Annotated in this window: 26 protein-coding genes and 1 pseudogene; 11 read left to right on the top strand and 16 right to left on the bottom strand. The window is 72.1% G+C overall.

What is annotated here, in order from left to right; translation table 11 throughout:
- Positions 1–260 precede the first annotated feature (260 nt).
- Positions 261–1,361, top strand: a complete 1,101-nt coding sequence (locus F8568_RS42135; protein WP_151599731.1) for a magnesium and cobalt transport protein CorA — start codon at positions 261–263, stop codon at positions 1,359–1,361.
- A gap of 74 nt (positions 1,362–1,435) precedes the next feature.
- On the opposite strand, the gene F8568_RS42140 is transcribed toward F8568_RS42135, so the two are convergent.
- The 4 genes from F8568_RS42140 to F8568_RS42155 all read right to left on the bottom strand — a co-directional run bounded on the left by F8568_RS42140 (position 1,436) and on the right by F8568_RS42155 (position 5,206).
- Positions 1,436–2,332, bottom strand: coding sequence for a hypothetical protein (locus tag F8568_RS42140; RefSeq protein ID WP_160573963.1), 897 nt, complete (start codon positions 2,330–2,332; stop codon positions 1,436–1,438).
- A gap of 89 nt (positions 2,333–2,421) precedes the next feature.
- Complete coding sequence (locus F8568_RS42145; protein WP_151599737.1) at positions 2,422–3,294, bottom strand: glycerophosphodiester phosphodiesterase family protein; 873 nt, start codon at positions 3,292–3,294, stop codon at positions 2,422–2,424.
- Positions 3,295–3,369: 75 nt separating this feature from the next.
- A complete protein-coding gene (locus F8568_RS42150; RefSeq protein ID WP_151599739.1) occupies positions 3,370–4,653 on the bottom strand; it encodes an adenylosuccinate synthase in 1,284 nt (427 codons plus the stop codon).
- Between the two features lie 133 nt (positions 4,654–4,786).
- Positions 4,787–5,206, bottom strand: coding sequence for a DUF3151 domain-containing protein (locus tag F8568_RS42155; protein ID WP_151599741.1), 420 nt, complete (start codon positions 5,204–5,206; stop codon positions 4,787–4,789).
- 178 nt (positions 5,207–5,384) lie between these two features.
- Between F8568_RS42155 and F8568_RS42160 the strand changes: the two genes are divergently transcribed.
- The gene (locus tag F8568_RS42160; protein ID WP_151599743.1) at positions 5,385–5,660 is read left to right on the top strand and encodes a helix-hairpin-helix domain-containing protein; all 276 of its coding nucleotides are present in this window, start codon (positions 5,385–5,387) and stop codon (positions 5,658–5,660) included.
- Between the two features lie 17 nt (positions 5,661–5,677).
- Here the strand turns inward: F8568_RS42160 and F8568_RS42165 are convergent, their stop codons facing one another.
- The 3 genes from F8568_RS42165 to fbaA form a co-directional block, all read right to left on the bottom strand.
- On the bottom strand, positions 5,678–6,220 hold the full coding sequence (locus F8568_RS42165; RefSeq protein ID WP_236010020.1) for a GNAT family N-acetyltransferase: 543 nt from the start codon (positions 6,218–6,220) through the stop codon (positions 5,678–5,680).
- 68 nt (positions 6,221–6,288) lie between these two features.
- Positions 6,289–6,738 carry a winged helix-turn-helix transcriptional regulator gene (locus tag F8568_RS42170; protein WP_151599747.1) on the bottom strand — a complete coding sequence of 150 codons (450 nt, stop codon included), beginning with the start codon at positions 6,736–6,738 and terminating at the stop codon, positions 6,289–6,291.
- A gap of 266 nt (positions 6,739–7,004) precedes the next feature.
- Positions 7,005–8,027 (bottom strand): class II fructose-bisphosphate aldolase, encoded by a 1,023-nt coding sequence (gene fbaA, locus F8568_RS42175; RefSeq protein ID WP_151599749.1) that lies wholly within the window; start codon positions 8,025–8,027, stop codon positions 7,005–7,007.
- Positions 8,028–8,216: 189 nt separating this feature from the next.
- Here fbaA and F8568_RS42180 point away from each other — a divergent pair, with 189 nt between their 5' ends.
- Both F8568_RS42180 and F8568_RS42185 read left to right on the top strand, forming a co-directional pair.
- Positions 8,217–8,942, top strand: a complete 726-nt coding sequence (locus F8568_RS42180) for a DedA family protein (protein WP_151599751.1) — start codon at positions 8,217–8,219, stop codon at positions 8,940–8,942.
- Between the two features lie 51 nt (positions 8,943–8,993).
- Complete coding sequence (locus tag F8568_RS42185) at positions 8,994–9,416, top strand: hypothetical protein (RefSeq protein ID WP_202125991.1); 423 nt, start codon at positions 8,994–8,996, stop codon at positions 9,414–9,416.
- Here the strand turns inward: F8568_RS42185 and pyrE are convergent.
- Positions 9,413–9,949 (bottom strand): orotate phosphoribosyltransferase, encoded by a 537-nt coding sequence (gene pyrE / locus F8568_RS42190; RefSeq protein WP_151599755.1) that lies wholly within the window; start codon positions 9,947–9,949, stop codon positions 9,413–9,415. The two genes, F8568_RS42185 and pyrE, sit on opposite strands and share 4 nt — an antisense overlap.
- Before the next feature lie 71 nt (positions 9,950–10,020).
- Between pyrE and F8568_RS42195 the strand changes: the two genes are divergently transcribed.
- A complete protein-coding gene (locus F8568_RS42195) occupies positions 10,021–10,539 on the top strand; it encodes a lipase family protein (protein WP_151599757.1) in 519 nt (172 codons plus the stop codon).
- Between the two features lie 18 nt (positions 10,540–10,557).
- On the opposite strand, the gene F8568_RS42200 is transcribed toward F8568_RS42195, so the two are convergent.
- From F8568_RS42200 to F8568_RS42235, 8 genes are all read right to left on the bottom strand, one after another.
- Positions 10,558–12,135: an MFS transporter gene (locus F8568_RS42200; RefSeq protein ID WP_202125993.1), complete on the bottom strand. Its 1,578-nt coding sequence runs from the start codon at positions 12,133–12,135 to the stop codon at positions 10,558–10,560.
- A gap of 51 nt (positions 12,136–12,186) precedes the next feature.
- On the bottom strand, positions 12,187–13,551 hold the full coding sequence (locus F8568_RS42205; RefSeq protein WP_151599759.1) for an alpha/beta fold hydrolase: 1,365 nt from the start codon (positions 13,549–13,551) through the stop codon (positions 12,187–12,189).
- A gap of 123 nt (positions 13,552–13,674) precedes the next feature.
- Positions 13,675–14,532: a PaaX family transcriptional regulator gene (locus tag F8568_RS42210; protein ID WP_202125994.1), complete on the bottom strand. Its 858-nt coding sequence runs from the start codon at positions 14,530–14,532 to the stop codon at positions 13,675–13,677.
- 61 nt (positions 14,533–14,593) lie between these two features.
- Entirely contained in the window at positions 14,594–15,235 is a 642-nt protein-coding gene (locus F8568_RS42215) for a tetratricopeptide repeat protein (RefSeq protein WP_328601283.1), read from the bottom strand.
- A 92-nt stretch (positions 15,236–15,327) separates the two neighbouring features.
- Complete coding sequence (locus F8568_RS42220; RefSeq protein ID WP_151599760.1) at positions 15,328–16,740, bottom strand: NYN domain-containing protein; 1,413 nt, start codon at positions 16,738–16,740, stop codon at positions 15,328–15,330.
- A gap of 241 nt (positions 16,741–16,981) precedes the next feature.
- On the bottom strand, positions 16,982–18,439 hold the full coding sequence (locus F8568_RS42225; RefSeq protein ID WP_151599762.1) for a sigma-70 family RNA polymerase sigma factor: 1,458 nt from the start codon (positions 18,437–18,439) through the stop codon (positions 16,982–16,984).
- A gap of 282 nt (positions 18,440–18,721) precedes the next feature.
- Complete coding sequence (locus F8568_RS42230) at positions 18,722–20,347, bottom strand: alkaline phosphatase D family protein (protein ID WP_151599764.1); 1,626 nt, start codon at positions 20,345–20,347, stop codon at positions 18,722–18,724.
- 49 nt (positions 20,348–20,396) lie between these two features.
- On the bottom strand, positions 20,397–21,389 hold the full coding sequence (locus tag F8568_RS42235) for an SDR family oxidoreductase (protein ID WP_151599766.1): 993 nt from the start codon (positions 21,387–21,389) through the stop codon (positions 20,397–20,399).
- Positions 21,390–21,490: 101 nt separating this feature from the next.
- On the opposite strand from F8568_RS42235, the gene F8568_RS42240 reads away from it, so the two are divergent.
- The 6 genes and pseudogenes from F8568_RS42240 to F8568_RS42265 all read left to right on the top strand — a co-directional run.
- Complete coding sequence (locus tag F8568_RS42240; protein ID WP_328601284.1) at positions 21,491–21,856, top strand: SDR family oxidoreductase; 366 nt, start codon at positions 21,491–21,493, stop codon at positions 21,854–21,856.
- Between the two features lie 19 nt (positions 21,857–21,875).
- On the top strand, positions 21,876–22,568 hold the full coding sequence (locus F8568_RS42245; RefSeq protein ID WP_151599770.1) for an SMI1/KNR4 family protein: 693 nt from the start codon (positions 21,876–21,878) through the stop codon (positions 22,566–22,568).
- Positions 22,569–23,352: 784 nt separating this feature from the next.
- Entirely contained in the window at positions 23,353–24,018 is a 666-nt protein-coding gene (locus tag F8568_RS42250) for a DUF4097 family beta strand repeat-containing protein (protein ID WP_151599772.1), read from the top strand.
- A 27-nt stretch (positions 24,019–24,045) separates the two neighbouring features.
- On the top strand, positions 24,046–25,026 hold the full coding sequence (locus tag F8568_RS42255; protein WP_151599774.1) for an ATP-binding cassette domain-containing protein: 981 nt from the start codon (positions 24,046–24,048) through the stop codon (positions 25,024–25,026).
- Complete coding sequence (locus F8568_RS42260) at positions 25,023–25,802, top strand: ABC transporter permease (RefSeq protein ID WP_151599776.1); 780 nt, start codon at positions 25,023–25,025, stop codon at positions 25,800–25,802. Before F8568_RS42255 ends, F8568_RS42260 begins: the two co-directional genes overlap by 4 nt.
- A 359-nt stretch (positions 25,803–26,161) precedes the next feature.
- Positions 26,162–26,296, top strand: a pseudogene (locus F8568_RS42265) (transposase); the annotation flags it as partial.
- Positions 26,297–26,576: the final 280 nt, after the last annotated feature.

Genomic DNA, 26,576 nt, shown 5'->3' on the forward strand with positions numbered 1-26,576 from the left:
TGTCGGCTGATAAGCTGCGACGGGCTTGACGCCCCGTGGTCGAGGTGCGAAAGGAGGTGGTCGGGATGAGTCCTGGTGATACTTGCAGTTCGCCGGAGAACCCTCACAGTCCGGACAGGACTGTCCATCCGTCCGCCTCCATCTGGCGTCCGGCCATCGCTCTCGCGCGCTCCCCTCGCTGACGCGGCGCCCTCGGGCCCGCCGATCCGAACGGGTCGAGCGCGCCCCTGCGTGCGTGGCCGGCGGGTTAGGAGCACCTCATGGCCATGACACGAGTCCGTCCTGCGCGCGCCACCAAGTCGCTGTTCAAGGCCCGCGGGCGAACCCACGGTGCACAGGTACAGGGGCGCGCCCGCGATTCCGCCGTCATCGACTGGGCCGCCTACATCGACGGGCACCGCGCCTCCACCGCGACCGTCGAGGACGCCGTCCGCCTGATCCGCGACGGCCGACTCACCCCCGACGGCGACAGCGCCGGCTTCGTCTGGGTCGGGCTGCACGAGCCGTCGGCCACCGAGCTGGCGGAGCTGGCCGAGGTGTTCGGCCTGCACCCGCTCGCCGTCGAGGACGCCATCCACGCCCACCAGCGGCCCAAGCTGGAGCGCTACGACGACGTCCACTTCGTCGTCATGAAGACGGTCGGCTACGTCTCCACCGGCCCCGACCAGGCCGAGGTCGTCGAGACCGGCGAGATCATGATCTTCTGCGGCCCGGACTTCGTGGTGACGGTCCGGCACGGCACGCACGGCGAGCTCGGCCCCGTCCGCCGGCAGCTGGAGAAGGACCCGGCGCGCCTCGCGATGGGCCCCGCCGCCGTCCTGCACGCCGTCGCCGACCGCGTCGTGGACGGCTACGTCTGCGTCGCCGACGCCGTCCAGGAGGACATCGACGAGGTCGAGGAGGCCGTGTTCTCGCCGGAGCGCACCGACGAGGCCCGCCGCATCTACCGGCTCAAGCGCGAGGTCATCCAGCTCAAGCGCGCCGTGGGGCCGCTCGCCGGGCCGCTGCGCAACCTGTCCGGCCGCCGCTTCGTGCCCGCCGAGATCAAGGAGTACCTGCGCGACGTCGAGGACCACCTCACCCGCGTCCGCGAGCAGGTCGAGGCCTACGACGAGCTGCTGAACCCGATCCTGCAGGCGCACATGACCCAGGTGACGGTCACCGACAACAAGGACATGCGCAAGATCTCCGCATGGGGCGCGATCTTCATGGTGCCGACCGCGATCACCGGTGTCTACGGGATGAACTTCGACTTCATGCCCGAGACGCACTGGCACTTCGGCTACCCGATGATCGTCGGGACCATCGCCTTCATCTGCCTCACCCTCTACCGGGGCTTTCGCCGCAACGGCTGGCTCTGACCTCCAGGGCCCGCGCCCCAAGACGAATGGGCCGTTCCCCCGCTTCGGGGTGAAACGGCCCGACGTCCCGAACGTCAGTCGAACAGATCCTCGACCTTCTCGATCAGCGCCGCGCGCCGGATCCACTTCTCGAGCATCTCCGTGTCCTTGCACAGGAGGATGCGCTTGATCACGGAGCCGGAAGCATTCAGATTGCGTGCCTCCAGCAGGAGTAGCAGCGCCTCGGCCCGTCCCTCGGTCCGGCCTTCTGCTCGTCCCTCGGTCCGGCCTTCTGCTCGTCCCTCGATCCGGCCCTCTGCTCGGCCCTCGGCGAGCCCTTCGCTCTTCCCGCGGCCGAAGTGTTCGCGGGCGAAGGGGCTGTAGACCGGCCAGTTGGTCGACGTCATGAGTTCCTCCAGAGTGCGGCGCACCGGCAGTGAAGCCATGCCGTATGCGTATTCATAGTATTGCGTTGCGTGGTCGTCCGACATGAGACTCAGGCCGCCGACGAATGCCTCGGCCACCTTCTGCTCCCGGTGCACCAGCACCGACAGCACGGCCACTTCGGGGTGAGTCGCCGCTTCGCTCGCATCGCTGATCGCGGGAACGTCGTCGGGGCCCAGTACAACCGCTTCGAGCACGTAGCCCGGCAGTTCGGTGGTGATCGGCTTGGCGAAGAACTTCGCGGTCGCGGCGTCCGGGCAGATGCAGAGCAGGGTCACGGGACAGTTCAGCATCAGCCACAGCGATGCCGCGTATCTCGGGAGTTGCTTGCGCTTGGCTTCGCTCGGCTCCTGCTGGACTTCCACGATGAGGCCGTGGAACGGCTGCTGGGGAGGGCCGGCCGAGATGACGGTGTCAGGAGTGAAGTCCTTGGACGGCCGGTCGTTGAAAGTGTTGCTCTCCACGCGCACCAGTGGTGTCGGCGGGATGTCGATGCCCTTGAGGTCGCGGAGCATCTCGAGCGCGGACTCGGGTCGCTCGCGGATCATCTGGTTGATCGCGTCGTGCAGGGGGGGGACCGCATGGACGTGAAGTTACCATCTGATCGCACAGAGTGATGAATTATCCGTCGGGACGGTCAATGTGCGGGCGCGGTGGGGCGGGGGACGGGGAAGCGGTCGGGGTAGTCGGTGACGATGGCGTCCGCGCCGTACTCGATGAAGCGGGTCATGTCCTCGGGGGCGTTGACGGTCCAGACGGCGACGGGCAGGGCCAAGGTGTGGGCGTCCTCGATCAGGGCGGGTGTGGTGATGGCGTGCTCGGGGGACAGGGCGGTCGCGCCGGCCGCGGCGGCGGCCGCGACCGGGTCGTCCGGCGGCAGGCCGGCGAGCCAGCGGGTGCCGGGGACGAGCGTCTTGCGCTCGACCAGCGCGGTGCGGCCGAGCCCCGGGTGGTTGCGGTGGGCCTCCACGAGGACGCGCCAGTCGAACGCGAGGAGCCGGCTGCGGCCGGTCATGCCCGCGGCGGCGAGGACGCCGGCGACGGCGGCGGTGAACAGTTCGACCTCCTCGTCCGTCCAGTCGGGGTCGGTCTTCAGCTCGACGGCGAGGCCGGCGCGGGTGGGCGCGAGGAGCGCGCACGCCTCCGCCAGCGTCGGGATCGGGGTGCCGGGCAGCGGGCGCTGGGTGCGCGCGAACGCGTCGTCGCGCTGCCGGACGCCCGCGTCGACCGTCTTGAGCTGCGCGAGCGTCAGCTCCCTGACGGGCTTGCCGACGTAGGGGAACGCGGGGTCGTCCGGCCACGCGGGGGCCGTGTCGGCGAGGTTCGCCGGGGACAGCACCTGGTCGTGGCCGAGGACGACGGCGCCGTCCGCGGACAGGCCGACGTCCAGCTCGACGACGTCCACGCCCAGCTCGGCGGCGTGCGCGAAGCCGGGCAGTGTGTTCTCCGGGCGCAGCCCGCGAGCGCCCCGATGACCGTGCAGCTCGACGGTCCCCTCGATGCCGATCATCGGGGGAACGGTACCGGCCGCCGCCGAACCCCGGATGGAGGTCCGGTGAGGACGGGGAAAACGGTGGTTCAGGCGTTACACCAGGGAGCGCAGGGACAGGGTCTGGTCGCGGCCGGGGCCGACGCCGATCGCGGAGATCTGCGCGCCCGACATCTCCTCCAGCGACCGGACGTACGCCTGCGCGTTCTTCGGCAGGTCCTCGAAGGTCTTCGCGCCGCTGATGTCCTCCTGCCAGCCGTCCAGGTACTCCAGGACCGGCTTGGCGTGGTGGAAGTCGGTCTGCGTGGCGGGCAGCTCGTCGACGCGCTCGCCGTCCACGTCGTAGGCGACGCAGACCGGGACCCGCTCCAGCCCGGACAGCACGTCGAGCTTGGTGAGGAAGAAGTCGGTGATGCCGTTCACCCGGGACGCGTAGCGGGCGATCACCGCGTCGAACCAGCCGCAGCGCCGGTCGCGGCCGGTGGTGACGCCGTACTCGCCACCGGTCTTGCGCAGGTACTCGCCCTGCTCGTCCAGCAGCTCGGTGGGGAACGGGCCGGAGCCGACGCGGGTGGTGTAGGCCTTCAGGATGCCGATCACGCGGGTGATCTTCGTGGGGCCGACGCCGGAGCCCGCGCACGCACCGCCCGCCGTGGGGCTGGACGACGTCACGAACGGGTAGGTGCCGTGGTCGATGTCCAGCAGCGTGCCCTGCGCGCCCTCCAGCAGCACGACCTTGCCGTCGTCGAGGGCCTTGTTCAGCACGAGCGTGGTGTCGGCGACGAACGGCCGGATGCGCTCGCCGTAGGCCAGGTACTCCTGGACGATCGGGCCGGTCTCGATCCGGCGCCGGTTGTAGACCTTGGTGAGGACCTGGTTCTTCTCGCGCAGCGACAGGTCGAGCTTCTGGGTGAGGATGTTCGGGTCGAACAGGTCCTGCACCCGGATGCCCATCCGGTTGATCTTGTCGGCGTAGGCGGGGCCGATGCCGCGGCCGGTGGTGCCGATCCGCGCCTTGCCGAGGTACCGCTCGGTGACCTTGTCGAGGGCCCGGTGGTGCGGCATGATCAGGTGCGCGTCCGCCGAGATCAGCAGCCGTTCGCAGCCGATCCCGCGCTCCCGCAGCCCGTCGATCTCCTGCAGCAGGACGGCCGGGTCGATCACCACGCCGTTGCCGATCACCGGGACGACGTCCGGCGACAGCACCCCGGACGGCAGCAGGTGCAGCGCGTAGCTCTTGTCCCCGATGACGACGGTGTGGCCGGCGTTGTTGCCGCCCTGGTAGCGGACGACGTAGTCGACGTCGCCCCCGAGCAGGTCTGTTGCCTTGCCCTTGCCCTCATCTCCCCACTGGGCACCGACAAGAACGATGGCAGGCATGCCACTTTTCCTTCCCACGACGAAGGCCCCGGTCGCCGCAAGCGCGAAGGGGCCTCTTGCGATCAAAGCGTACCCGTACCCGGCCGCTAAAAAAACCGCACCTCACCGGCCGGGTACGGGTGCGACGCGTGGGTCAGGACGACAGTTCGTCCGCGGCGGTGGGGCTGCTGTCGCGCAGGAACGTGCGGCAGCGCTCGGCCTCGTCCTCCTCGCCGATGGCGGCGGCGGCGCGCGACAGCGCGTGCAGGGCGCGCAGGAAGCCGCGGTTGGCCTCGTGCTCCCAGGGGATCGGGCCGTGGCCCTTCCAGCCGGCTCGGCGCAGCTGGTCCAGGCCGCGGTGGTAGCCGGTGCGGGCGAACGCGTAGGAGTCGATCACGCTGCCCTTGGCGAAGGCGCGGTCGGCCAGTTCGGCCCAGGCGCCCGGGTAGTCGGGGTGGCGCGCGGCGACCTCGAACGGGTCGACGCCGCCGTCCAGCGCCTCGCGGGCCTCGGTGTTGTCCGGGAGTTCGGTGGGTGGCGGGCCGCCGAGCAGGTTCTGGGTCATGCGGGTCATCGTAAGTCGACGCGCCGGGTCCGCATCAACCCGGGTCACGGCCCCGCTCCCGCCGGGCCTGCACGCCGGCGCGGCCCACACACCATCCTGACGCGTCCGATTCCTACAAGCGCCACCGTCCCTGCCGTGCCTACGCTGAGCTGCAAGAAGATACCGCGAAGACGGCAAGGGGGACGGCATGACCGACTCGGATCTCACCGGCCTGGTCAACGTGGGCCGGGCGGTGGCGCGCTACTTCGAGCGCATCGGCGTCACCCGCGTCGAGCAACTGGCGGGCCGCGACCCGGTCGAGCTGTACGAGGAGATGTCGGCCGCCTACGGGCAGCGCCTGGACCCCTGCCTCCTGGACACCGTCATGTCCGCAGTGGACCAGGCCGAAGGACGTCCCGCCCACCCGTGGTGGCACTACACCCCGGAACGGAAGCGCCTTCTGGCGGGAGCCGAGAAGCCCTGACGTGCCCTGCCCGGCCCTCAGCGCCGCGCTGCGGTCACGGGCGGGGGCAGCGGAAGGCGGAACCGGGCGGCGCCCTCCTCGGTGCGCGAGCGGGCGGCGGGCCAGCCGTGCCGGATGAACAGCAGGGCGCCCCGGTTGGTGAGGATGACGTCGGCGCCGAGCTCGGTGACGCCGCGCCGCGCGGCGAGCCGCGTCAGGTGCCCGACGAGGCGGCTGCCTAGGCCGCAGCGCTGCCACAGGTCGGCGACCAGCACCGCGATCTCGGCCCGGGACGGCTCGCGGACGTCGCGGACGTACTCCGCGATCCCCACCATCTCGCCGCCGACCAGCGCCACCAGGGCGTCGCGGTCCCAGTGGTCGAGCCGGTCCATGGCGGCGACGTAGTAGTCCGGGATGCGCGGCGTTCCGGAGAAGAAGCGGGTGTAGAGGCTGTTGCCGGAGAGCCGGTCGGACATGCGGACGAGCCGGTCGTGGTCGGTGACCCCGTACGGCCGGATCCGCACGTCCTCGAGCGTGGGCGCGGCAATGCGGGCGACGCTGCGCACATTGAGTTGCTTCATAAAACCCATTGGACCGCACTGAGTTTCGTCAAGCAACCGATAACCGGGTGAACAGCGCGTGGATTCTTCTAAGCGCCCGGGCCGGGCCGTGTGTCGACGTCCCCGGGCCCCAGGGTCGCGCCGCAGGAGTCGCAGGTGAAGCGCGGCGTGAGCGTGCCGCCGCAGCCCCGATGCCCGACGATCACCGGCGGTCCGTCGGGGGCGTAATGCCTGTCGCCCCACATCAGCAGGGTCATCATCGCCGGCCACAGTTCGACGCCCTTACGGGTGAGCCGGTACTCGTACCGCTCGGGCCGCTCCTGGTACGGGACGCGCCGCATGATCTCCTCGTCGCACAGCCGGGTCAGCCGGTCGGTGAGGACGTTGCGCGCCACGCCGAGCGCGTCCTGGAAGTCGTCGAACCGCCGGACGCCCTCGAACGCGCTCCGGATCACCAGGAGCGTCCACCGATCGCCGACGACCTCCAGCGCACGAGCGATCGAGCAGTTCTGACTCTCATAGGTACGGGGCAGCGCCACACCCCGAGACTACCGAAGTTTCATCACAAAACGCATGGACCGTGCCCCGATGTCCGCTGCCGAGGAGCCGGTTGTCATCCGGTCCGGAAGGCCAGAGCCCAGCCCCGGCACGGGCGGGCACGCGGAGCGAGTGCAGCGAGTGCAGCGGGCCTGCCCGTCGGTCGACAGGCTGTTTCGCGCGGAGCTCTTGCGGAGCGGGAAACGGCCTGTCGACCGTGGCGGGGGTTCCAGGGGGTCGCCCCCCTGGGAAAACACAGCCCCCTGGGCTAACCCAGCTTCTTGCCGGCGGACTGGAGGTTCTCGGTGGCCTCGACGACGCGGGCGGCCATCGCGGCCTCGGCGGCCTTGCCCCACGAGCGCGGGTCGTACTGCTTCTTGTTGCCGACCTCGCCGTCCACCTTGAGGACGCCGTCGTAGTTGCGGAACATGTGCTCGGCGACGGGGCGGGTGAAGGCGTACTGGGTGTCGGTGTCGATGTTCATCTTCACGACGCCGTACGACACGGCCTCGCGGATCTCCTCGAGGGTGGAGCCGGAGCCGCCGTGGAACACCAGGTCGAACGGCTTGTCCTTGCCGTACTTGGCGCCGACCGCGTCCTGGATCTCCTTGAGCACCTCGGGGCGCAGCTTCACCGAGCCGGGCTTGTAGACGCCGTGCACGTTGCCGAACGTCGCGGCGAGGATGTAGCGGCCCTTCTCGCCGACGCCGACGGCCTCGGCGGTCGCGATCGCGTCGCCGGGGGTGGTGTACAGCTTCTCGTTGATCTCGTTGGCGACGCCGTCCTCCTCGCCGCCGACGACGCCGATCTCCATCTCCATGATGATCCGCGCCTTCGCGCACTCCTCGAGGAGCCCGGCGGCGATGTCGAGGTTCTCGTGCAGCTCGACGGCGGACCCGTCCCACATGTGCGACTGGAACAGCGGCTCCTCGCCGCGCGCCACCCGCTCCAGCGAGATCTTGATGAGCGGGCGCATGAAGCCGTCCAGCTTGTCCTTCGGGCAGTGGTCGGTGTGCAGCGCGATGTTGACGGGGTACTTGGCGGCGACGACCCGCGCGTACTCGGCGAGGGCGCTGGCGCCGACGACCATGTCCTTGACGGTGGACCCGGACAGGTACTCGGCGCCCCCGGTGGAGACCTGCACGATGCCGTCGCTCTCCGCCTCGGCGAAGCCGCGCAGCGCCGCGTTCAGCGTCTGGCTCGACGTCACGTTGATGGCGGGGAAGGCGAAGCCGTCGCGCTTGGCCTTGTCGAGCATCTCCGCGTAGACCTCGGGCGTTGCGATGGGCATTGTCAGCGTCCTTTCATACGCAGGGTGCCGCCGGGCATCCGGCCGGGCGGTAGCACCACGAACGACCGTCTACCCAGGTGAGCGGCCCGGGTCACACGGTCTCCGGTCTGGCATGCCGTCCGCTCCTCAGTATCGCGTCGGGGCCTGCGTTCCGCCTAATCGCGACGTGCGGAAAGGTACGCTCGCGGTGTGGAGCTCACGACGATTCCCTACGACATCACCGAGTGGTTGCACCCGACCGCGTGGCTGCAGCTGTTCGGGACGTTCGCGACGGTCGGCGTGCTCGCCATCATCTTCGCGGAGACCGGACTGCTGATCGGCTGCATCCTGCCGGGCGACTCGCTGCTGTTCACGGCGGGGATCCTCACGGCGGTCTCGACCGTCAACGGCCAGGAGTTCCAGTCGCTGTCGCTGCCGTGGCTGCTGGTGGGCGGGCCGGTCGCGGCGATCGCGGGCGCCCAGCTCGGGCACTTCCTCGGCGCCCGCTACGGCCGCCGCCTGTTCGACCGGCCCGACTCCAGGCTGTTCCGCCGGGAGTGGGTGGACAAGGCGGAGTACTACTTCAACCGGTTCGGTCCGGCCCGCGCCGTGCTGCTGGCCCGGTTCATCCCGATCGTCCGGACGTTCCTGAACCCGCTCGCCGGGATGCTGGGCATGGACGCGCGCAAATTCTTCGTCTGGAACGTGATCGGCGGCGTGGTCTGGACGGACGCGCTGTTCCTGCTCGGCCACTTCCTCGGTTCCGAGGTCCCGGACATCGAGAAGTACATCCTGCCGGGGGTCGCGGTGATCCTCGTCCTGTCGGTGATCCCGATCGTCCGGGAGATCATGAAGGGGCGCGGCGGTGGCAACGGTCCGAATAAGAATGACCGTGAAGAGTCACGTCCGTCGCTCAGGAGTGACAGTTATCGCTAACCTCCCCATGTGGGACGTCATCGGTCGGACCCTATAGGTCTCGCACGCATCGTGATCGCGGCCATCGCCGTGGTCTTCGCCTTAGCGCTTCTCGTGGTGGGCGGCATCGCGCTCGTGAACGCGGTGTCCGGCTCGCCGGACAAGGAAGCCCCGTCCGCGGCCCCCGAATCCCCGAGCGGCGGCCGCACGTCCTCCACCGATGCGTCCCCCACCGCGAAGGCCCCCTCGTCGAGCGTCCCGCTGCTGATCCGCGTCACCGGCCAGCCGACCACGGTGATCGTCCGTGTCCCCGACACCGGGCGGGTGCTGACCCAGGGCGTCCACGACACCGGGGAGGTCCTGCAGTTCAAGGAGGACACCCTGGACGTCGTCGCGTCGAACGGCGGATCGCTCCAGGTCAGCATCTACGGCAAGCTGCAGGCGGCGAAGCCGCAGGGGCAGCGCGCCACCTGGTACGTGCGCCCGAAGGGCTAGGACAGGCCGAGGTCGTCGACGGCGTAGGGGTGCCGGTAGGCGAGGCCCTCTTCGGCGATGCGGGCGGCGGCGCCGCGTTCCAGGATCGTCGCGACGGCGACGACCTCCGCGCCGGCCTCGCGCAGCGCCTCGACGGCGGTGAGCACGGACCCGCCGGTGGTGGAGGTGTCCTCGACGGCGAGGACGCGGCGCCCGGCGACGTCGGGGCCCTCGATGCGGCGCTGCAGGCCGTGCGCCTTGCCGGCCTTGCGGACGACGAACGCGTCGAGGCGGCGGCCGCGCGCGGCGGCGGCGTGCAGCATGGCGGTGGCGACCGGGTCGGCGCCGAGGGTGAGGCCGCCGACGGCGTCGTAGTCCAGGTCGGCGGTCTCGTCCAGCATCACCCGCCCGACGAGGGGCGCGACGGCGCCGTCCAGGGTGACCCGGCGCAGGTCGACGTACCAGGACGCCTTCTTGCCGGAGGACAGGGTGAAGTCGCCGTGCACGACGGCCTTGTCCTTGATCTCTCGCAGCAGCTCATCACGATCGCTCACAGGAGGAACCCTATTCATCCGGCGCCGGGCCGCCGCAGCCGCACTGTACGGTTGCGGCGGGAAGGGGGGCCATGACGCCGGGTTCCGTGGTGCTGCTGCACGCGCCGGGCGCGTCCGCCGCGTCCTGGGGCGACATGCCGGAGATGCTGCGCTCGTACGGGATGGACGTGATCGCGCCGGACGTCCCGGACGGCGAGGGGGCCCGGTACGTCGCCCGTGTCTCGCTGATCGTCTCGGCGGCGGGGCCGTCGGTGCCGCTGGTGCTGGCGGCGCACGGCGCGGCGGGTCCGCTGCTGCCGGCGATCGCGCTGGCGCAGCGCGCGGCGCACCGGCCGGTGGGCGGTTACGTGTTCGTGGACGCGGATCTGCCGCGTCCGCCGGGCGCCGCGCACGACCACGGTTCGCTTCCGGGCCCGCCGGACTGGCCCGAGGCGCCCTGCGGCTACCTGCGCACGCACGCCGACCGGGCCGCGTTCCCCGATCGGGACGGGGCGGTCCGGGAGGCCCGGCTGCGCGGCTGGACCGTCGTCGAGCACGAGCCTCCCGCCGCCGCGGCCCAGGCGTTCAGCGAACTGATCACCACGCTCTAGGCCGCGGCGGGCGTGCCGTCAGGTCGCGTCGGTCTCGGGTGCGGGACGGTTCGAGCCGCGCAGGGTGAGCAGGGTGAGCAGCGCGGACGCGAGGGCTGCGGCCCCGCAGACGACGAAGCCGATGGAGTAGCCGTGTCCGACGGCGTCCAGGGCCATGGAGTGGACGGGCTTGAGCGGCGGCGCGGCGGCGGACGCGCTGTTGATGCCGAGCGGGCCGCCTTCGTGCAGCACCTCCAGCGCGGCGTGCTTGAGGCCGGCGGGCAGCGGCGACGCGTCGAGCTTGTCGGTGAAGCCGGAGCCGGCGCGGCTGAGGGCGACGGCGCCGATGACGGCGGGGCCGAGGGTGAAGCCGAAGTCGCGCAGCAGGTTGGTGGTCGCGCTGGCCATGCCCTCCAGGTGGTGCGGGACGGTGTTGACGGCGGTCGCGGTGATGGAGGAGACGGTGACGGCGAAGCCGATGCCGACCAGGCCGAGCGGCAGGATCAGCGAGGTCAGGGCGCGGTCACTGATGGGGAGGGTCGCGGTCCAGAAGTCGCCGGCGGCGATGAGGATCAGCCCGCCGCCGGTGAGCAGCCCGGGCGCGACCCGGTGCAGGAGCCGTTCGGTGACCGGCAGCAGCACGAGCGCGAGGCCGTTGAGCAGCAGGAACGCCATCGCGGTGTGCATGGGCTTCTGGTCCTGCGCGGGGCCGAGCCGGATGCTGACCGAGTAGGCGGTGCCGAGGAAGCTGAACATGCCGACGACGGCGACGATGGACGCGACGGCGAAGGCGCGGTTGGCGAACAGGTCGAGGCGCAGCAGCGGCGAGCGGACGCGCAGCTCGGCGGCGACGAACGCGGCGAGGAACACGGCGGCCAGCACGAACCCGGTGACGACGGGAGCGGAGCCCCAGCCGTCGTCGGGGCCCTGGATGATGGCGAACAGCAGCGCGAACAGGCCGAGGCCGATGGTGATCTGCCCGGCCGGGTCGAGGGAGCGGCCTTCGGGGGCGCGGGAGTCGCGTGCCAGCAGGATGCTGACGGCCGCGCTGACCACCGCGACGATGGTGACGACGATGAACGACCAGCGCCACGACCCGTAGGTGGCGGTGATGCCGCCGAGCAGCGGCGCGAGGAACCCGCCGGTGGACAGGCACGCGGCCCACAGGGCGATCACCCGGGCGCGCCGGGTGCCGCCGCTGGTGCCGGCGGCGAGCATCGCCAGCGAGGTCGGGAACAGCGCGGCGGCGCCGAGACCGGCGAGCGCCTGCCCGACCCACAGCTGGTGGACGCCGGAGCTGGTGGTGCTGACGGTCTCGCCGATCGCCATCAGCACGGCGCCGCCGACGAGCAGCCGCTTGCGGCCGAACAGGTCGCCGAGCACGCCGAAGGTGAGCTCCAGGACGGCGACGGGCAGCAGGAACGCGTCGGAGATCCAGGTCAGCTGGGAGCCGACGGGGTGCAGGTCCTTCTGGAACAGGCCGTTGAGGGTGGCTGGGATCGCGATGCCGATCTGCGCGAGGCAGACCGCGACGCAGCAGGCGATCAGCGTGCCGCGGGCGAGGGACGGGCCGGACGCCGGCGTGGAGCGGGACGGGGTCTCCGCGGTGGTGGACACGTGGACTCCTGACGGAACGGGGTGGACGGTCAGCGGCTTCGGAATGTCGGGTCAGCGGCGGGCGCCGACGAGGGTGCCGGGCCGGTAGGGGACGAAGGCGGCGCCGTCGAGGCCGAGCGCGAGGGCGCTGCGCTGCAGTTGCGCGGCGCTCGTGCCGCTCCAGCGTCCGGTGGCGACCCGGTGCTGGACGGCGTGGACGGCCGCGACGGTCTCGGCGGTGCTGATGTTGCAGTGCCCCTGCCGGGCGACGTAGGCCTGGCGCAGCAGCGCGGACCGTCCGGCGGCCCGGACCCGTCCGGCGAACGCGTTCTCCTGCTCGACGGGGACGAGCTGGTCGGACGTGGTGTGCACGTCGAGCAGGGGGACGGCGAGGCCCTGGCCCGCGGTGGAGGTGCGGCGCAGGGACCGGACGGCGGCGGGGTCGGCGGTGACGTCCGCGCCCTTGGTGAGGCGGGCGAGGTCGGCCCGGAGGTTCAGCCCGGCGGTGCGGTACAGGGCGCGGACCTGCGCGGCGTGCGAGGACCGCCGCAGCAGCGCGGCGTAGTCGACGCCCTTGTTCCACGAGGTGTTGCCGCCCGCCGACAGTTCGACCTGGTAGCGCGCGGTGGTGAGGAAGGGCAGCAGGCCCAGGGCCAACCACGTGTACTGCTGCTTCTCCTGGCCGGCGTAGTCGTTCCTGGCGGGCGGCTGCTGCTGGTCCGGCGCCCAGTCGGCGAGGTTGAGGTAGGCGGCGGCGAGCGCGATCCGGGCCCGTCCCCGCGGGGTGGCCTGGGCCTTGGTGACGGCGTCGGTGAGCTTCGCGCCGAGCGCGGCGGACTCGCCGGCGTCGGCGAAGCCGACGAGCCGGGTGCCGGCTCCCGGGCCGAGCAGCGCGGCGATCGCGTACTCGGCGTCGAGCTGGTAGTTGTCCAGGTCGACGCCGCCCGCGACGAGGCCGCAGAGGCCGAGCGCGCCGTCGACGCGTCCGGCGCCGTCGCGGGCGATCTGCGCGTTGATCAGGCCGCCCATCGACTGGCCGACCGAGATGACGTGCCGGGGCCTGCCGGCGGCGCCGCGGAACGCGTCGATCGTGGCGAACTGGTCGCGTTCGGCGGACGTCAGCGCCCACATCGAGCCGTTCGGGTCGTAGGACGAGCCCGCGAGCGCGTAGCCCTCGGCGAGCAGCGCGGTCCGGGCGCCGGGGCTCGGCGCGTCCTGCGCGACGAGGGGACCGAAACCGTGGCTGAACAGCAGGAGCGTGCCGTTCCAGCGGGCGGGCACTTCGGCGGTCCAGGAGGCGCCGTCGGCGAGCTTGCCGGAATACGAGGCGGTATTCGCCTGGGTGGACGCGGCGGACGGCAGGGCGGGGGCGAGGGTCAGGGCGGTGCAGGCGGCGGCGAGGCCGCCGAGGCGGCGGGCACGGCGCGGGAGGGACATGAGCGGCTCCTGATCGGGGAGCGTGCCGGAAGGTCGCCGCGAATGTACGGCTGTTTCTTGACGGCTGTCAATAATGTGACGAATATCGGATCATGCGCCGCCGCACGCCGATGATCAGCAGTTTCAACCCAGCGGAAGGGTGTCCAGGATCCGGGCCGCCTCCGCCGCGGCCGGGCGCTCCCACCGTCCGGCGAGGTCGCGGAAGACCGCCTCCGCGCGCATCGCGGGCCAGCCCTCCGGCAGGTGCTCGGCCGGCAGGTGCGGGTCGCGGCGCACCAGCTCCAGCCAGTCGCTGTGCAGGACGAGCTGCCGCGCGAGGTCGTCGGGCAGCCCGGCCGCGGCGTCCGGGCAGCCCGCCCCGCCGCCGCGGTCTGCGTCGCCCGCGGTGTCCCAGCGGTCGAGGAACGCCTGGTAGCGGGCGGCCATGGCGGGCACGTCGAACGCCTGCTCCAGCACGTCCCGCACCTGCGTCGGCGGCAGCAAGCTCCCGCCGAACACCCGGATGTGGGCCTCCAGCCCGAGCCCGGCCACCGCCGCCGCGACGTCGACCATGCCGGGCGCCACCCACAGCCCGTTCTGCAGCGGCCCGAACCCCGCCCAGATCAGCCGGGACCGCAGGTCGTGCCGCTCGCGCCGCCAGTCCTCCGGCAGCGAGAACCCGACGAGCGTCCACCGGCCGTCCCAGTTCCGGTTCACCACGTCCGCGCGCCAGATCCGCTCCCGGCCGTCCTCCAGCACCTCGGCGGCGTGCGCGGACAGCGCGAAGTACATCTTGCGGCCCTGCCGGTGCCGCTCCAGCAGCCCGCGCTTGACCATCCGGTTCAGCGACGTCCGGACCGCGTGCTCGCCGAGCCCCACCCGGCCGAGCACCTCGATGACGCTGCCCGCCGACACCGCGACGGGCCGCCCGAGCACGTGCGCCCCGAAGAACGTGAGCATCAGCGGGCGCGTGCGCGCCTCGGCGCCGGCGGAGTTGGGCATCCCCACAGCGTAAGGGGCTCCGGCCGCCGCGCCGTGTCCGCTCGGTTCTCGACGAAGCCGTTCAGTTCTTGAGGAGGTCGTCCAGGAGCGCGTCGTAGTCGTCCTCGCTGCGGCCGAGGTCCATCCGGGCGCGGTAGCGCAGCCGCAGCAGCGCCTCGAGGCTGTCCTCGGCGAGGGCGACGTCGTCGGGGCCCGGGGTGAGCGACTCGTCGTCGGGGACGGGCGGCTCGTCGGGGTCGCCGATGCCGGTGCCGACGGCCCGGTCGCGCAGCGCGAGCACCACGTCGGCGCCGCTGGTGGCCCAGTCGTGGGCGCCGGACGCGTCGCCCTGGGCGTACAGCACCTCGGCGACCGTGCGGTACACCTCCGGGTCGCGCGGCTTGTCGGCGCGGATCTGGTCGACGAGCGTGCGCGCCTCGTCGGCCCTGCCCAGCTCGAACAGCGCGTCGGCGAGGTAGGCGCGCGGGTCGCCGTACACCTCACCGCCGTCCTCCATGGCCTTGCGGTACAGTTCGGCGGCCTTGGCGTGGTCGCCGGCGTGCTGCCACTGCTCACCGGCGCGCAGCAGGACGTTGGCGCGCGAGACCCCGCCCGTCACCGACTCGGCCAGCTCGGACAGCCGCTCGGCCGCCGAGATGTGATCGCCGGTGCGCAGGGTGTCGAACTCCAGGTCGTCGAGATCGTCTTCCGTCACATGCGTCACGGTTCAACGCTACCCGCAGGCGGCCGACCGAAGCGGGCGAATCACTGATGATCGTGCATTACCGGCCCGTATGTGTCCGGGGCGTACCGCCGTCACCTGCGGGAACGTTCGAGGGCGTCCCAGAATCCGCGGCGCAGCGCGTGCCGCACCTCGTCGTGGAGCAGGAAGTCGATGGGCAGCGAGGAGCCCTGCAGCAGGCGCGCCTCCAGGTCGGAGGGCATGCGCGGCTTGCGGGCGAGGACGGCCTCGAGCCACAGCGCGGGCGCGTCCCGCGCGACGGACTCGCCGAAGTCCTGGCCCTCCTGGTGCGCGGCCTTCACGGCGTCGGAGAGGGTCGGGGTGTTCTGCTGCGCGGGGACGGGCGAGATCTGCTGGGGCCCGGTGTAGGGGCCGTGCGGCCGGCTCGCGGGCAGCGGCGACGCCCCGGACGACTGGGACGGCAGCGTCTGCGGCGGGGGCGGCGGCGACGGGGACGGCACCGGCGACGAGGTGTACTGCGGGCCGAGCGGCGGCTGGCCGGACGTCGGCGCGGGGGCCGGGGCGGCCGACGCGGACGGCCCGGACGAGGGCGGGGCCTGCAGCGGCGAGGAGGACGGCAGCGGCAGCCCGCCGGAGCCGAGCGAGGACGACGACGAGCCCAGCGAGGACGACGGCCCGAGGCCGCCGCTGCCCGGCAGGGGCAGCGGGCCGGTGGGGACGCCGGCGCCGCCGCTGCTCCCCCCGCCGTACCCGCCGGACGACCCGGACGAGCCCGACGATCCCGACGGGCCGAGCCCGGCGCCGGCCGGGCTGAGCGGCTGCCCGCCGATCGGGGACGACGGCGGCGGGCCGTTGTGCGTCGTGGTCTGCAGCGGGCCGAGCGGCGCGCCGGCGCCGCCGGGGCCGTGGCCGTTGGAGCCGTGCCCGTTGGACAGCGGGCCCGCGCCGAGCGCGGGGGCGCCGCCCGCGGAGCCCGCACCGGTGTCCATGCCGCTGAGCAGGTTGACGTAGGGGCGCAGGTGCCCGGCGCCGATCTCGATGAGGTCGTCGCACTCCTGCCGCAGCACGCGGGAGATCGTCCAGTTGCCGTCGACGGCGACGTGCACGACGGTGACGCGCAGGCCGAGGTCCTGGGCGTCGGAGACGGCCTGGGCGAGGTCCTCGTCGCCGCTGACGACGACGGCGTCGGCGAGGGCGCCGTTGCGGGCGAGGGTCATCAGGTCGCGGTGGATCTCGGTGTCGACGCCCTCGCGGCGGCCGGGGCGGATGCGGCCGAGGCGGAGCTTCAGGCCGGGCAGGTCGGCGAGCGCGTCGTGCTCGGGGGCGCGGCGGCCCTCGACGGTGGCCTCGTACCAGTAGCAGCGCAGCAGTGGCATGCCGGTGCGTTCGCGCGCGAGGTCGCTCAGCAGCTGCAGCAGGCCGCTGAAGTCCCACGAGACGGTCTCGCGATGGCGGGTGCCGTGCACCGCCATGGCGCCGTCGGCCAGCAGGTAGCCGGCGTCTACGAACAGCGCGCAGCGATCCATGCGACACCGCCCTTCCTCTACACGGGAGCTCACAGGCCGGCGTAGTGACCTCGGGCGCTTATAGCGTAGTGAAGCCCGTCAGCCCTGTAGGCCAATACGGCGATTCGCACTCTTTCATGGCATACCGCCGGTTCGCGACTCCCCAGTAACAACAAACTGGGAACCGCGGCGGACGCTACCAGCCGCTGCCGCCCCGCCCCGCCCTTCTTCATGATCTTTACGGGAAGAGCAGGTGGCCGGTTCAGCCGTAGGGTGCGCGCGACCGAGTCTTCAACCGCCCATGGAACCGGGCGTCGGCGAAGACCGGCACCACGACCTGGCGCGGCACGCCCGCACCGGCGCCGGCGCGCACCTTCACGTGCACCGCGCCGCCGGCCCTGACGCGCACAGTGGTCGTCCTGACGTGCACGCTTTCGGCGGCGACGTGCTCACCGCCCCCCTTGACATGGATGTTGGTGCCGACCGCGACGTCGACCAGCACGTCGGGCCCGCCCGCCGTGACACGGACGAACGGGCAGCGCGGATGCCGGTGCACGGGCCGGGGCGGATGCGGATGCGGGTGCTTCTTCGGCGGCCTGCTCACCGGCGGTGCCGGGACGCCAGATGTCGGACGCGGGGCGGGCCGGTCGGCGGCGGGCACGACCACGGGCCGCGCGCCGGGCGGCGCCGGACGGGACGGAGCCGGTGGACGCGGCACGGCCGGTTCCGGTGCCGGTTCCGCGGCCGGCGGACGCGGCGGGGCCTGCACGGCGGCCGGCGGGTCGTGCGCGGGCCGGACCGGCCGCCTGTCGGACACGAGGACCATCGCGGTGGCGGCCACCGCGGCCGCCACCGCCACCGCGCCGCCGCCCGCGAGCACCTGCTGCTGCCGTCTCGGCAGGTACCGCAGCCAGGTGAACAGGCCGCCCTTGGACGCGAGCGCCACGCTGGACGCGGTGCCGAGCACCAGCGGTCCGAGCCCCTCGCGCAGCGCCGTGTTGAGGTCGGCGAGCTCGGCGTGCAGCGCCTTGCAGCCGGCGCAGCCGTCGAGGTGCCGCTGGATCCGGCGGCTCTCGCGCGCGGCGAGCGCGCCCCGCACGAACGGGCCGAGCCGCTCCAGTGTCGGCCGGCACTCGCGGCGCCTGTCGCCGAGGCCCGCGAGGTGCATCTGCAGGTAGGCCTGCCGGAGCCCTTCGCGGGCCCGGTAGGCGAGCGCCGCGGCGCCGTTGGCGGTGAGCCCGAGCAGCGCCGCGACCTCGGCGGGCTTGGTGCCCTCGACCTCGGTGTGCCAGAGCACCTCCTGCCAGCGGTCGGGCAGCGACCGGTACGCCCGCACGATCATCGAGCGCTCCAGGTCGGCGAGGGCCGGGTCCTCGAAGGGGACGCCCTCGTCGAACTCCTCGATCCGGTCGGTGCGGTGGAGGCGGCGGTCGGCGCGCCGCCGGTCGTACACGGCGCGGCGCACGGCGGTGAGCAGGTACGGGCGGAACCCGGTGTCGGGCCCGGCGCCGCGCCGCAGCACGCCGAGGACCTTGGTGAACGCGTCCTGCACGGCGTCCTCGGCGGCGGCCGCGTCGGACCCGCCGGTCAGGTGCCGGGCGAGGCCGCGGGCCGCGGCGACGTGCCGCTCGTACAGCACCCCGTACGCCGAGACGTCGCCGTCGCGGACCCGCGAGATGAGCGCCGCGTCCCCGGTTCCGGTCGTGGCGGGCTCCTCCACGTGGCCTCCTCACGGGCGCGCCGTCCTTGGCGGGATCTTGCCACCCCGATGATAGCCCATTGTGACGCCTTGACCACACATTGTCGCCGACGCCGGCGCTCGACATGGTCGATGTCGCGGATCCGCGTCATGGCGGGGGTGCCGGCGCGTTGGAGGGGCGTGGGCGGTTCCCCAGTCCGCCCGCCCGGGGTGCGCCCGTTCCGGCGAGGGGGCTGAACGGGTGTGCCCCGCTCCGTCCATCGTCGCAGGCGGAGCGGGGTCCAGGCCGAGGTTCGGCCGGGTTCAGCGGGTGATGGCGGCGCGGCCCATCTCGGTGAGGGCGGTCTCGGCGCGGGGCGTCTCCCACCGGACGGTGCACTGCCTGCCGTTCAGTTCCACCGTCGCGATGGCGTTGTCGAACCAGGGCCCGTCGGTCATCCGCCACCGCAGCGGGGGCGCGGGCACCTTCGCCAGCTTGGCCAGCGCCCGGAACGCCCCGCTCACGCCGCGCACGGACGCGATGCGGTTGGCGCGGCGGATGGTGCCGTCCAGCGGGTTCCGCAGCGGCGAGCAGATGATCTGGGTGATGGCCGACGTCGTGTCCGGGGCGGTCACCCGGGACAGGCACGAGTAGTGGATGTCGCCGGAGAGGAAGGAGATGCTGGCCGGGGCGGCGCCCCGCTCTCCCCTGCCGACCGCGATCACGTCCTCGGCCACCTCGCGGAAGGAGCGCTCGAACGCCGCCCAGTGCTCCAGGTCGGCGGCCTGCCGGATCTTCTCGCCGACGGCGGCGGCCCGCCGCCCCCACGCGCCGCCCGCGACCGCCTCGTTCCACGACTCGGCGTGGTGGATGGTGCGGGGCAGCAGGTAGGGCAGCGAGCTGGCGATGAGCAGGTGGTCCATGCCGCCCTGGCACTGCCCGTCGAGCCAGCGGAACTCCTCGTCGTCGAGCATGCCGCGGCGGTCGGAGGTCAGCAGCCGGGAGCAGCGGCTGTCGACGACGACGAGCCGGGTGCCGCCCCAGTCGTGCGCGTAGCTCCACCGCATGGTGTCGGGCTGCTTGTCGGCGCGCTCGGCGAACTCGTCGAGGATCTTGCCCGCGTCGCCGCCGTCGTCGGACGCGGCGCGCACCGCCGCGAGCAGCGGGTCGGACGCCCGGTCCTGCGGCGACATGTTCCCGAGGTGCTGGTAGACCCAGTAGGAGCCGATCCCGCCGGTGATCCGGGCCCGCCACCACGGCTGCGCCCACATCTCCCGCCGCCAGGCGTGGGAGGTGTTCCAGTCGTCCCGGATGTCGTGGTCGTCGAAGATGGTGAAGGTCGGGACGGTCGACAGCAGCCACCGCACGGCCGGGTCGTCGCGCCAGGCCAGCTTGTACAGGTGGGTGTAGTCCTCGAAGTCGGCGGCCTCGTCGACGGGCGGCTCGTCCGCGGCGCGCCGGCCGCGGATGAACTCCTTCATCTCCTCGCTCAGCTCGTCGGCGTACACCTGGTCGCCGACCATCAGCAGGACGTCGGGCCAGGCCGCGTCGCCGCCGGACATGAGCCGGTGCGCGAACGCGGTGAGCGCGTCGTACCCGAACTCTTCCGGGGTGCCGGGGGAGCGGCGGCACGACCCGAACGAGATGCGCAGCGTCCCGCCGGTGTCGAGGGTCCGGATCCGGCTGGGCGGCTGGTCCGAGCCGGGTTCCGGCCAGACCGTCTCGCCGTCGATGACCACTTCGTAGGGGACGCGGGCGCCGGGTTCGAGGCCGTCGACCTCCACGATCGCGTAGTGGTGGCCGTGCGCGGTGAACGTGCGGGAGCCCGCGTCCACTCCGTGCTCGCGGGCGACCACGCGGACCTCGCAGGGGCGGTCGGTCTCCACCCAGATCGTCGCGGTGCGGGCGCTCACGTGGCGGAGGTGGGGGCCGAGTGCCAAAGCGGTCATAGAAGGTCTCTCTAGCGGAACCCGGCGCGCCGCGTCCACCCCGATGCGGTCAGTGCCCGCCGCCGTCGAGGAACGCGGCTTCGGTTTCCGGGGCGAGTCCTACGTCGGGACGGTCCGGACGTCGCGGTGCCTGCCCGCCTACGGACCGCATCCAGTTCCAGGTGTCTTCCACCGTCTCCCCTATGGGCCGGCATCGCAGGCCGGTGGCGAGCGCCTTGGTGACGTCGCCCTGGTGCAGGGTTTCGTGCTCCTCGCCGGGCGGTAGCCAGATGGGGAGCTGCGTCCACGGTTCGATACCGGCCTTGAGGATCGGCTCCGGGGACGTCCATACGAACTCGGCGTCGGACCCGGTCGTGCGGGCGCACGCGGCCAGGAGTTCGCCCATCGTCGTGTGGCCTGGCCGGCTCACCAGGTTGTACGGGCCGCTGAGGCCGCGTTCAATGGCGCCGAGTGTCCAGGCGGCCAGGTCGCGGACGTCGATGTACTGGAGCGGCAGGTCGCGCGGGCCCGGCGCCAGGACCCGTCCCGCGCGCGCTACGCGGGTGAGCCACCAGGGCAGGCGTCCGAGGTTCTCGTAGGGCCCGAGTATCAGGCCCGCACGGACGAGCAGGGCGCGGTCGCCGAACGCGTCGATCGCCGCGAGTTCGCCGCCGCGCTTGGACTCCGCATAGGGGACCTGACCGTCGTCCTTGGAGCCTTCTACGACGTCGGCGGTCTCGTCCAGCCCGGCGCCCGCCGGGTACGCGTAGACGGACCGGCTGGAGATGTAGACGTACCGCTCGACCCGTCCCTTAAGGAACCGGGCCGCGTCGCGGACGACGGACGGCTCGGCCGACCACGTGTCGACCACCGCGTCCCACTTCCCGTCGGCGAGCGGAGCGAGGCCGTCCCGCGCGGTCCGGTCGCCGTGCAGGGCCGTCACGCCGTCCGGCGGTTCGTGGCGGCCCCGGTGGAAGACGGTCACGTCCCAGCCGCGATCCAGCGCCGCGTCGGTGATGGCGCGCCCGACGAACTCCGTACCGCCCAGCATCAGAAGTCTCATGCCGCGGACTGTACGTTCTGTACCTTACGTACGGGAGCGTTGCACGCTCCCGGCGAAATCACATGCCGCGCTCGGGGTGCGCGGCGAAGCCCCGCAGCAGCGTGTCCACGTGGCACCTCGGCCCCATCCCCTACACGACCGCGAAGGCGGCGCTGACCGCGTTCGGCGAGGCCCTCGCCCACGAGTTCGGGCCGCGCGGCGTCCGCGTCAACACCGTCTCGCCGGGCGCCACCCGCACCGCCATGTGGGAGTCGCCGGACGGCTACGGCGCCGAGCTGGCCGCGACCCTCGGCGTGGACCAGGAACAGCTCATCGGCATGATCCCCGACCGGATCGGCATGGTCACCGGGCGGCTCGTCGAGCCCGCCGAGGTCGCCGCGCTCATCGCCTACCTCGCCTCCCCGATCGCCGCGAGCACCACCGGCACCGATCACCTCATCGACGGAGGCGCGGTCAAAACCGCCTGAAGAGGGATAACGTCGAAGTGTGGGCTTCGACATCGTCCGCGACCTGCCGCCGGCACTCCACGACCGGGCCGCCGCCTGGACCTTCATCAGGGAGTTCGCCGCAAGCTGGGGCCTGCCCCTCGGCATCGAGGACGGCACGCCGGAAGCGGAACTGGCCGAGGCCGAGGAGCGGCTCGGCCTCCGGCTGCCCGCCGCCGTCCGCGAGGCGTACGCGCTGTTCGGACGCCGCCCCGACCTGCACAGCAACCTCGACACCCTGCTGAGCCCCGGCGAGCTGGCCGTCGAGCACGGCGCCCTGGTCTTCCGGGAGGAGAACCAGGGCGCGGCGCGCTGGGGCGTCCTGCTGGACGCCCTCGGCGGCGACGACCCGCCCGTCCACATCCGCGCGGACCTCGCCGACAAGTACGCCGAGCTGTGGGAGCCGTGGACCGACCGGTTCTCGGCGGCCGTCCTGGAGATCGTCCTGGCGGAGTCGACGCAGGGCCCCGAGGAGCTGTGCGACTCCCGCGCCCTCGGCGCCGGCGAGGACGACGAGCTGGCCCGCCGCTTCGCGCTCGTCCCGTTCCCGACGGAGGGCGGCCAGAACTACTACACCGTCCCGGGCGTGCTGCTGTCCGACGGCGGCGGCGACTGGCTCTCCGTCCGCGCCCGCGACCCCGACACCCTCGACCGGTTCCGCACCCTGCTCCCGGGCGACTGGCTCAACGCCTGACCGGCCCCGGACGGCTGTCTTCCCAGCCCGTGGACCAGTCTGCGGGTGGTGGCGGCAATTACCTGGAGTCGTGGTCGACGATTCTTCAGGGAAACGGCTATTCCCCCGCGGAGGCGACGGCTGCCGCCCGCACCGTGCTTCCCGACATCCTGCATTACGATCGCAACAGCCCCGCCGCCTACCCCAACGGGCGTGCTCTCACCGACGACGTCTTCATGGCCCGCATGGCCTTCCTGCCCAACGGAAAGCCGGGAATGGCGGAGTCGCGCCGCATGCCGACCTTTTGCCTGACTTCCCCTATCTCGGCCTGCCGAACACCTGACCCCGTGCACGGCCACCCGGTCCGCAGTCCTACGCCTGACGGGCCCGCGCGGACGCCGGGCCGATACGGGTCATGTGACCGATTCGGAAGGCGGCGGGAACCGCCTAGCGTCGCAGCCGGTGGACGCCGGTCGAAGGCGAGCGGACCGAGGACGCGGGGTGGGCCATGGGGATCGAGGAGCAGCTGCCGAGCCCGGCGCCGGGCATCTCGCCGTCCCGGCCCTCCCGGCGCCCGCTCCCGGCCCGTCCGGCATAGCGTTCACTCTCACGCCATTGCAACCAGTGCGCGAGTGGATCGTTGCGTTATACTCCAAGCCGTTGCAACAATATTCGAGCATCTACCTGCGAAACTGGTCCTATCGCGCAACGAACTCCTTGCCGAGATTGGAAAAGCAACGTAGCGTTTGCGTTGTCAGAAACAAGCGGGCCGGATCGTCCGGCCCCTCTCAGCAAGGAGCACCCGATGGACACCTTCGCCACCCCCGCCCCGATCACCGCCGTCTTCGAGGTCCCGGCCGGGCGGGTGCAGGTCATCGCCGCCGACCGCGCCGACACCACCGTGGACGTCCGCCCCGCCAACCCGTCCAAGAACCGCGACGTCAAGGCCGCCGAGCAGGTCACCGTCGCCTTCACCGACGGGACGCTGACCGTGAAGGCGGCGACCGGAAACCGCTACTTCGGCCCGTCCGGCGCGGTCGAGGTGACGGTGCGGCTGCCGGCCGGATCCCGTATCCAGGGCAGGGCCGAAGCGGCCGAGTTCCGCGGCGTCGGACGGCTGGGCGAGGTCGCCTTCGACGGCGCCTACCGCACCCTCAAGATCGACGAAGCCGCCGGCGTGCAGTTGACCGCCACCGACGCCGACGTGCAGGTCGGCCACCTGGGCGGCCCCGCCGACATCAGCACCGCCCGCGGCGACATCAGCATCACCCGCGCCGCCGGACCCGGCCGGGTGCAGCTGCGCACCCGCTCGGGTGACATCACCATCGCCGCCGCGCCCGGCCTCTCGGCCGCGCTGGACGCCGGCACCGCCCTGGGCCGGATCACCAACAGCCTGGCCGGCAATGGCACCACCGAGCTGGACATCCACGCCACCACCGACCACGGCGACATCACCGCCCGCACCCTCTGACCCCCGCCTTCCCTTAAGGAGTCCCCGATGACGAACCTGGCGATCGAGGCGGTCGGGCTGCGCAAGTCCTACCGCGACAAGACCGGCGAGAAGATCGTGCTGGACGGTATCGACCTGGCCGTCCCCGAAGCGACGATCTTTTCCCTACTCGGCCCCAACGGCGCAGGCAAGACAACGACCGTGCAGATCCTGTCCACGCTGATCGGCGCCGACGCCGGGCAGGTCCGGGTCGCCGGCCACGACCTGAACAGCCGGCCCGACGACGTGCGCGGCGCGATCGGGGTCACCGGCCAGTACTCGGCGGTCGACAAGCTGCTCACCGGCCGGGAGAACCTGCAGCTGATGGCCGACCTGCACCATCTCACCCGCCGCGACGGCAAGCGCAAGGCCGCCGAGCTGCTGGAGCGGTTCGACCTGGTCGAGGCCGCCGACAAGCCCGCCTCCAGCTACTCCGGCGGCATGGCCCGCCGCCTGGATCTGGCGATGACCCTGGTCGGCGACCCCCGCCTGATCTTCCTGGACGAACCCACCACCGGGCTGGACCCGCGCAGCCGCCGCACCATGTGGAGCATCGTCGGCGACCTGGTCACCGCCGGCACCACCATCTTCCTCACCACCCAGTACCTGGAGGAAGCCGACGAGCTCGCCGACCACATCGCCCTGCTCGACCGCGGCCACCTCATCGCCGAAGGCACCCCTGACCAGCTCAAACGCCTCATCCCCGGCGGCCACATCTCGCTGACCTTCACCCACGACGACGCCGTGAAGGACGCGCTGTCCGCACTCGGACAGGGGTTCCTCGACCCCGCCGACGACGACCGCCGCACCCTGCAGATCCCCTCCGACGGCAGCGTCGCCTCCCTGCGCGACCTGCTCACCCGCCTGGAGACCGCCGGGATCGAACCCACCGACCTCAGCGTCCACACCCCCGACCTCGACGACGTCTTCCTCACCCTCACCGGCCAACCCCACCACCACGACGAGCAGAAGCAGGAGACCGCCCGATGAGCACCCTGTCCCTCGCCGCGCGCGACTCGGCGACCATGACCCGCCGCCAGCTCAAGCGCCTGGTCCGCTACCCGTCCATGACCGTCCAGCTGGTCATCACCCCGGTGATCATCCTGCTGCTGTTCGTCTACGTCCTGGGCGGCACCCTGGGCAACGGCCTGGAGCACGGCGGGGGACGCGACGCCTACATCGACTACGTGCTGCCCGGCATCCTGCTCATGGCCGTGGCCACCGGCGCCACCGGCACCGCCGTCATGGTCGCCACCGACATGACCGAAGGCATCATCGCCCGCTTCCGCACCATGCGGATCTCCCGCGCCTCCGTCCTGACCGGCCACGTCGTCGCCGCCGTCGTCCAGCAGGTCATCGGCCTGGCCGTCGTCATCGGCATCGCCCTGGCCATCGGGTTCCGCCCGAACGCCACGGCCCTGGACTGGCTCGCGGCCGCCGCCATGCTCGTCCTGTTCGCCCTGGCCATCACCTGGCTGTCGGTCGCGCTCGGCCTGAAGTCCGCCACCCCCGAGGCCGCCAGCAACGCCCCCATGCCCCTGGTCCTGCTGCCGTTTCTGGGCAGCGGATTCGTCCCCACCGACTCCATGCCCACCGCCCTGCGCTGGTTCGCCGACTACCAGCCCTTCACCCCCATCATGCAGACCATCCGCGGCCTGCTCCTCGGCACCCACATCGGCGACGACGCCGCCATCGCCACCGCCTGGTGCACCGGCATCGCCCTCGCGTCCTACCTGTGGGCCAAGCACACCTTCAACAAAGCCTGACCCCCATGCCCGGCCGAACAGGGCCGCCAGACCACCCGGTCCGGCGGCCCTGAGCCTTTCCGGAAGTCACCCGCCGGCACGCCGGTAACTCCCACCGCGCGGGTGACTCCGGCTCTCCATCCGGTCCTTGTCCTCGTGCTCCCAGGTCGGCGTGAAGACCGCGCCGAGCACGATGGGGATTCCTCGGCGATCAGGCCGTCGATGATGTCCAGCGCCTCGTTCAGGCTGCTCGCGACGTGGACGCCCGGCCTGCCGACCAGCGCTTTGGCCCACATGTTCGCGCTGACCACCAGATCGGTCAGGATGACGGGACGGCCGTGCTCGACCGCCATCCGGGCCTGCGAGCTTGTAACTTCAGGAGAGATACCCCCGACGTGGTCGCGATCTTCCCAGACCGGGCCGCGATCGTCCGCCTGGTCGGCGCGGTGCTGATGGAACAGACAGACGAGTGGACCGAGGCCCGCCGCTACATGGGCCTGGAGTTCCTGGCCAAAGCCCGCCTTCGAGTAGTCGAGGGCAACACACCCGACCCCGAGATCGACCAGCGAGAAACTCGCTCAACCTGCAGAAACAGGATCACGGAAGATCAACCCGTACACCACTCCAGTGGACGTGACCTCTTCAAGAGGGTGTTGCTTGATTGGCGGGAGGGGTGTTCGGGTGGTGGGGTGGCGCTTGCGTACGGGGCCGCCCCTCCAAAGTCAAGGGCGCCTTCGGCGTCGCTTCGCGATGGACTTCGTCCACCCTTGACTTTGGAGCCTCTGCGGCCCCTGG

This window comes from Actinomadura physcomitrii (assembly GCF_008923205.2).
Taxonomy (GTDB): Bacteria; Actinomycetota; Actinomycetes; order Streptosporangiales; family Streptosporangiaceae; genus Spirillospora; species Spirillospora physcomitrii.

Coding starts and splice junctions, on each gene's coding strand:
- F8568_RS42135 (WP_151599731.1), top strand. CDS start 261: ATGGCCATGACACGAGTCCGTCCTGCGCGCGCCACCAAGTCGCTGTTC.
- F8568_RS42140 (WP_160573963.1), bottom strand. CDS start 2,332: ATGATCCGCGAGCGACCCGAGTCCGCGCTCGAGATGCTCCGCGACCTC.
- F8568_RS42145 (WP_151599737.1), bottom strand. CDS start 3,294: ATGATCGGCATCGAGGGGACCGTCGAGCTGCACGGTCATCGGGGCGCT.
- F8568_RS42150 (WP_151599739.1), bottom strand. CDS start 4,653: ATGCCTGCCATCGTTCTTGTCGGTGCCCAGTGGGGAGATGAGGGCAAG.
- F8568_RS42155 (WP_151599741.1), bottom strand. CDS start 5,206: ATGACCCGCATGACCCAGAACCTGCTCGGCGGCCCGCCACCCACCGAA.
- F8568_RS42160 (WP_151599743.1), top strand. CDS start 5,385: ATGACCGACTCGGATCTCACCGGCCTGGTCAACGTGGGCCGGGCGGTG.
- F8568_RS42165 (WP_236010020.1), bottom strand. CDS start 6,220: ATGAAGCAACTCAATGTGCGCAGCGTCGCCCGCATTGCCGCGCCCACG.
- fbaA (WP_151599749.1), bottom strand. CDS start 8,027: ATGCCCATCGCAACGCCCGAGGTCTACGCGGAGATGCTCGACAAGGCC.
- F8568_RS42195 (WP_151599757.1), top strand. CDS start 10,021: ATGACGCCGGGTTCCGTGGTGCTGCTGCACGCGCCGGGCGCGTCCGCC.
- F8568_RS42205 (WP_151599759.1), bottom strand. CDS start 13,551: ATGTCCCTCCCGCGCCGTGCCCGCCGCCTCGGCGGCCTCGCCGCCGCC.
- F8568_RS42210 (WP_202125994.1), bottom strand. CDS start 14,532: ATGCCCAACTCCGCCGGCGCCGAGGCGCGCACGCGCCCGCTGATGCTC.
- F8568_RS42220 (WP_151599760.1), bottom strand. CDS start 16,740: ATGGATCGCTGCGCGCTGTTCGTAGACGCCGGCTACCTGCTGGCCGAC.
- F8568_RS42230 (WP_151599764.1), bottom strand. CDS start 20,347: ATGACCGCTTTGGCACTCGGCCCCCACCTCCGCCACGTGAGCGCCCGC.
- F8568_RS42235 (WP_151599766.1), bottom strand. CDS start 21,389: ATGAGACTTCTGATGCTGGGCGGTACGGAGTTCGTCGGGCGCGCCATC.
- F8568_RS42250 (WP_151599772.1), top strand. CDS start 23,353: ATGGACACCTTCGCCACCCCCGCCCCGATCACCGCCGTCTTCGAGGTC.
- F8568_RS42255 (WP_151599774.1), top strand. CDS start 24,046: ATGACGAACCTGGCGATCGAGGCGGTCGGGCTGCGCAAGTCCTACCGC.
- F8568_RS42260 (WP_151599776.1), top strand. CDS start 25,023: ATGAGCACCCTGTCCCTCGCCGCGCGCGACTCGGCGACCATGACCCGC.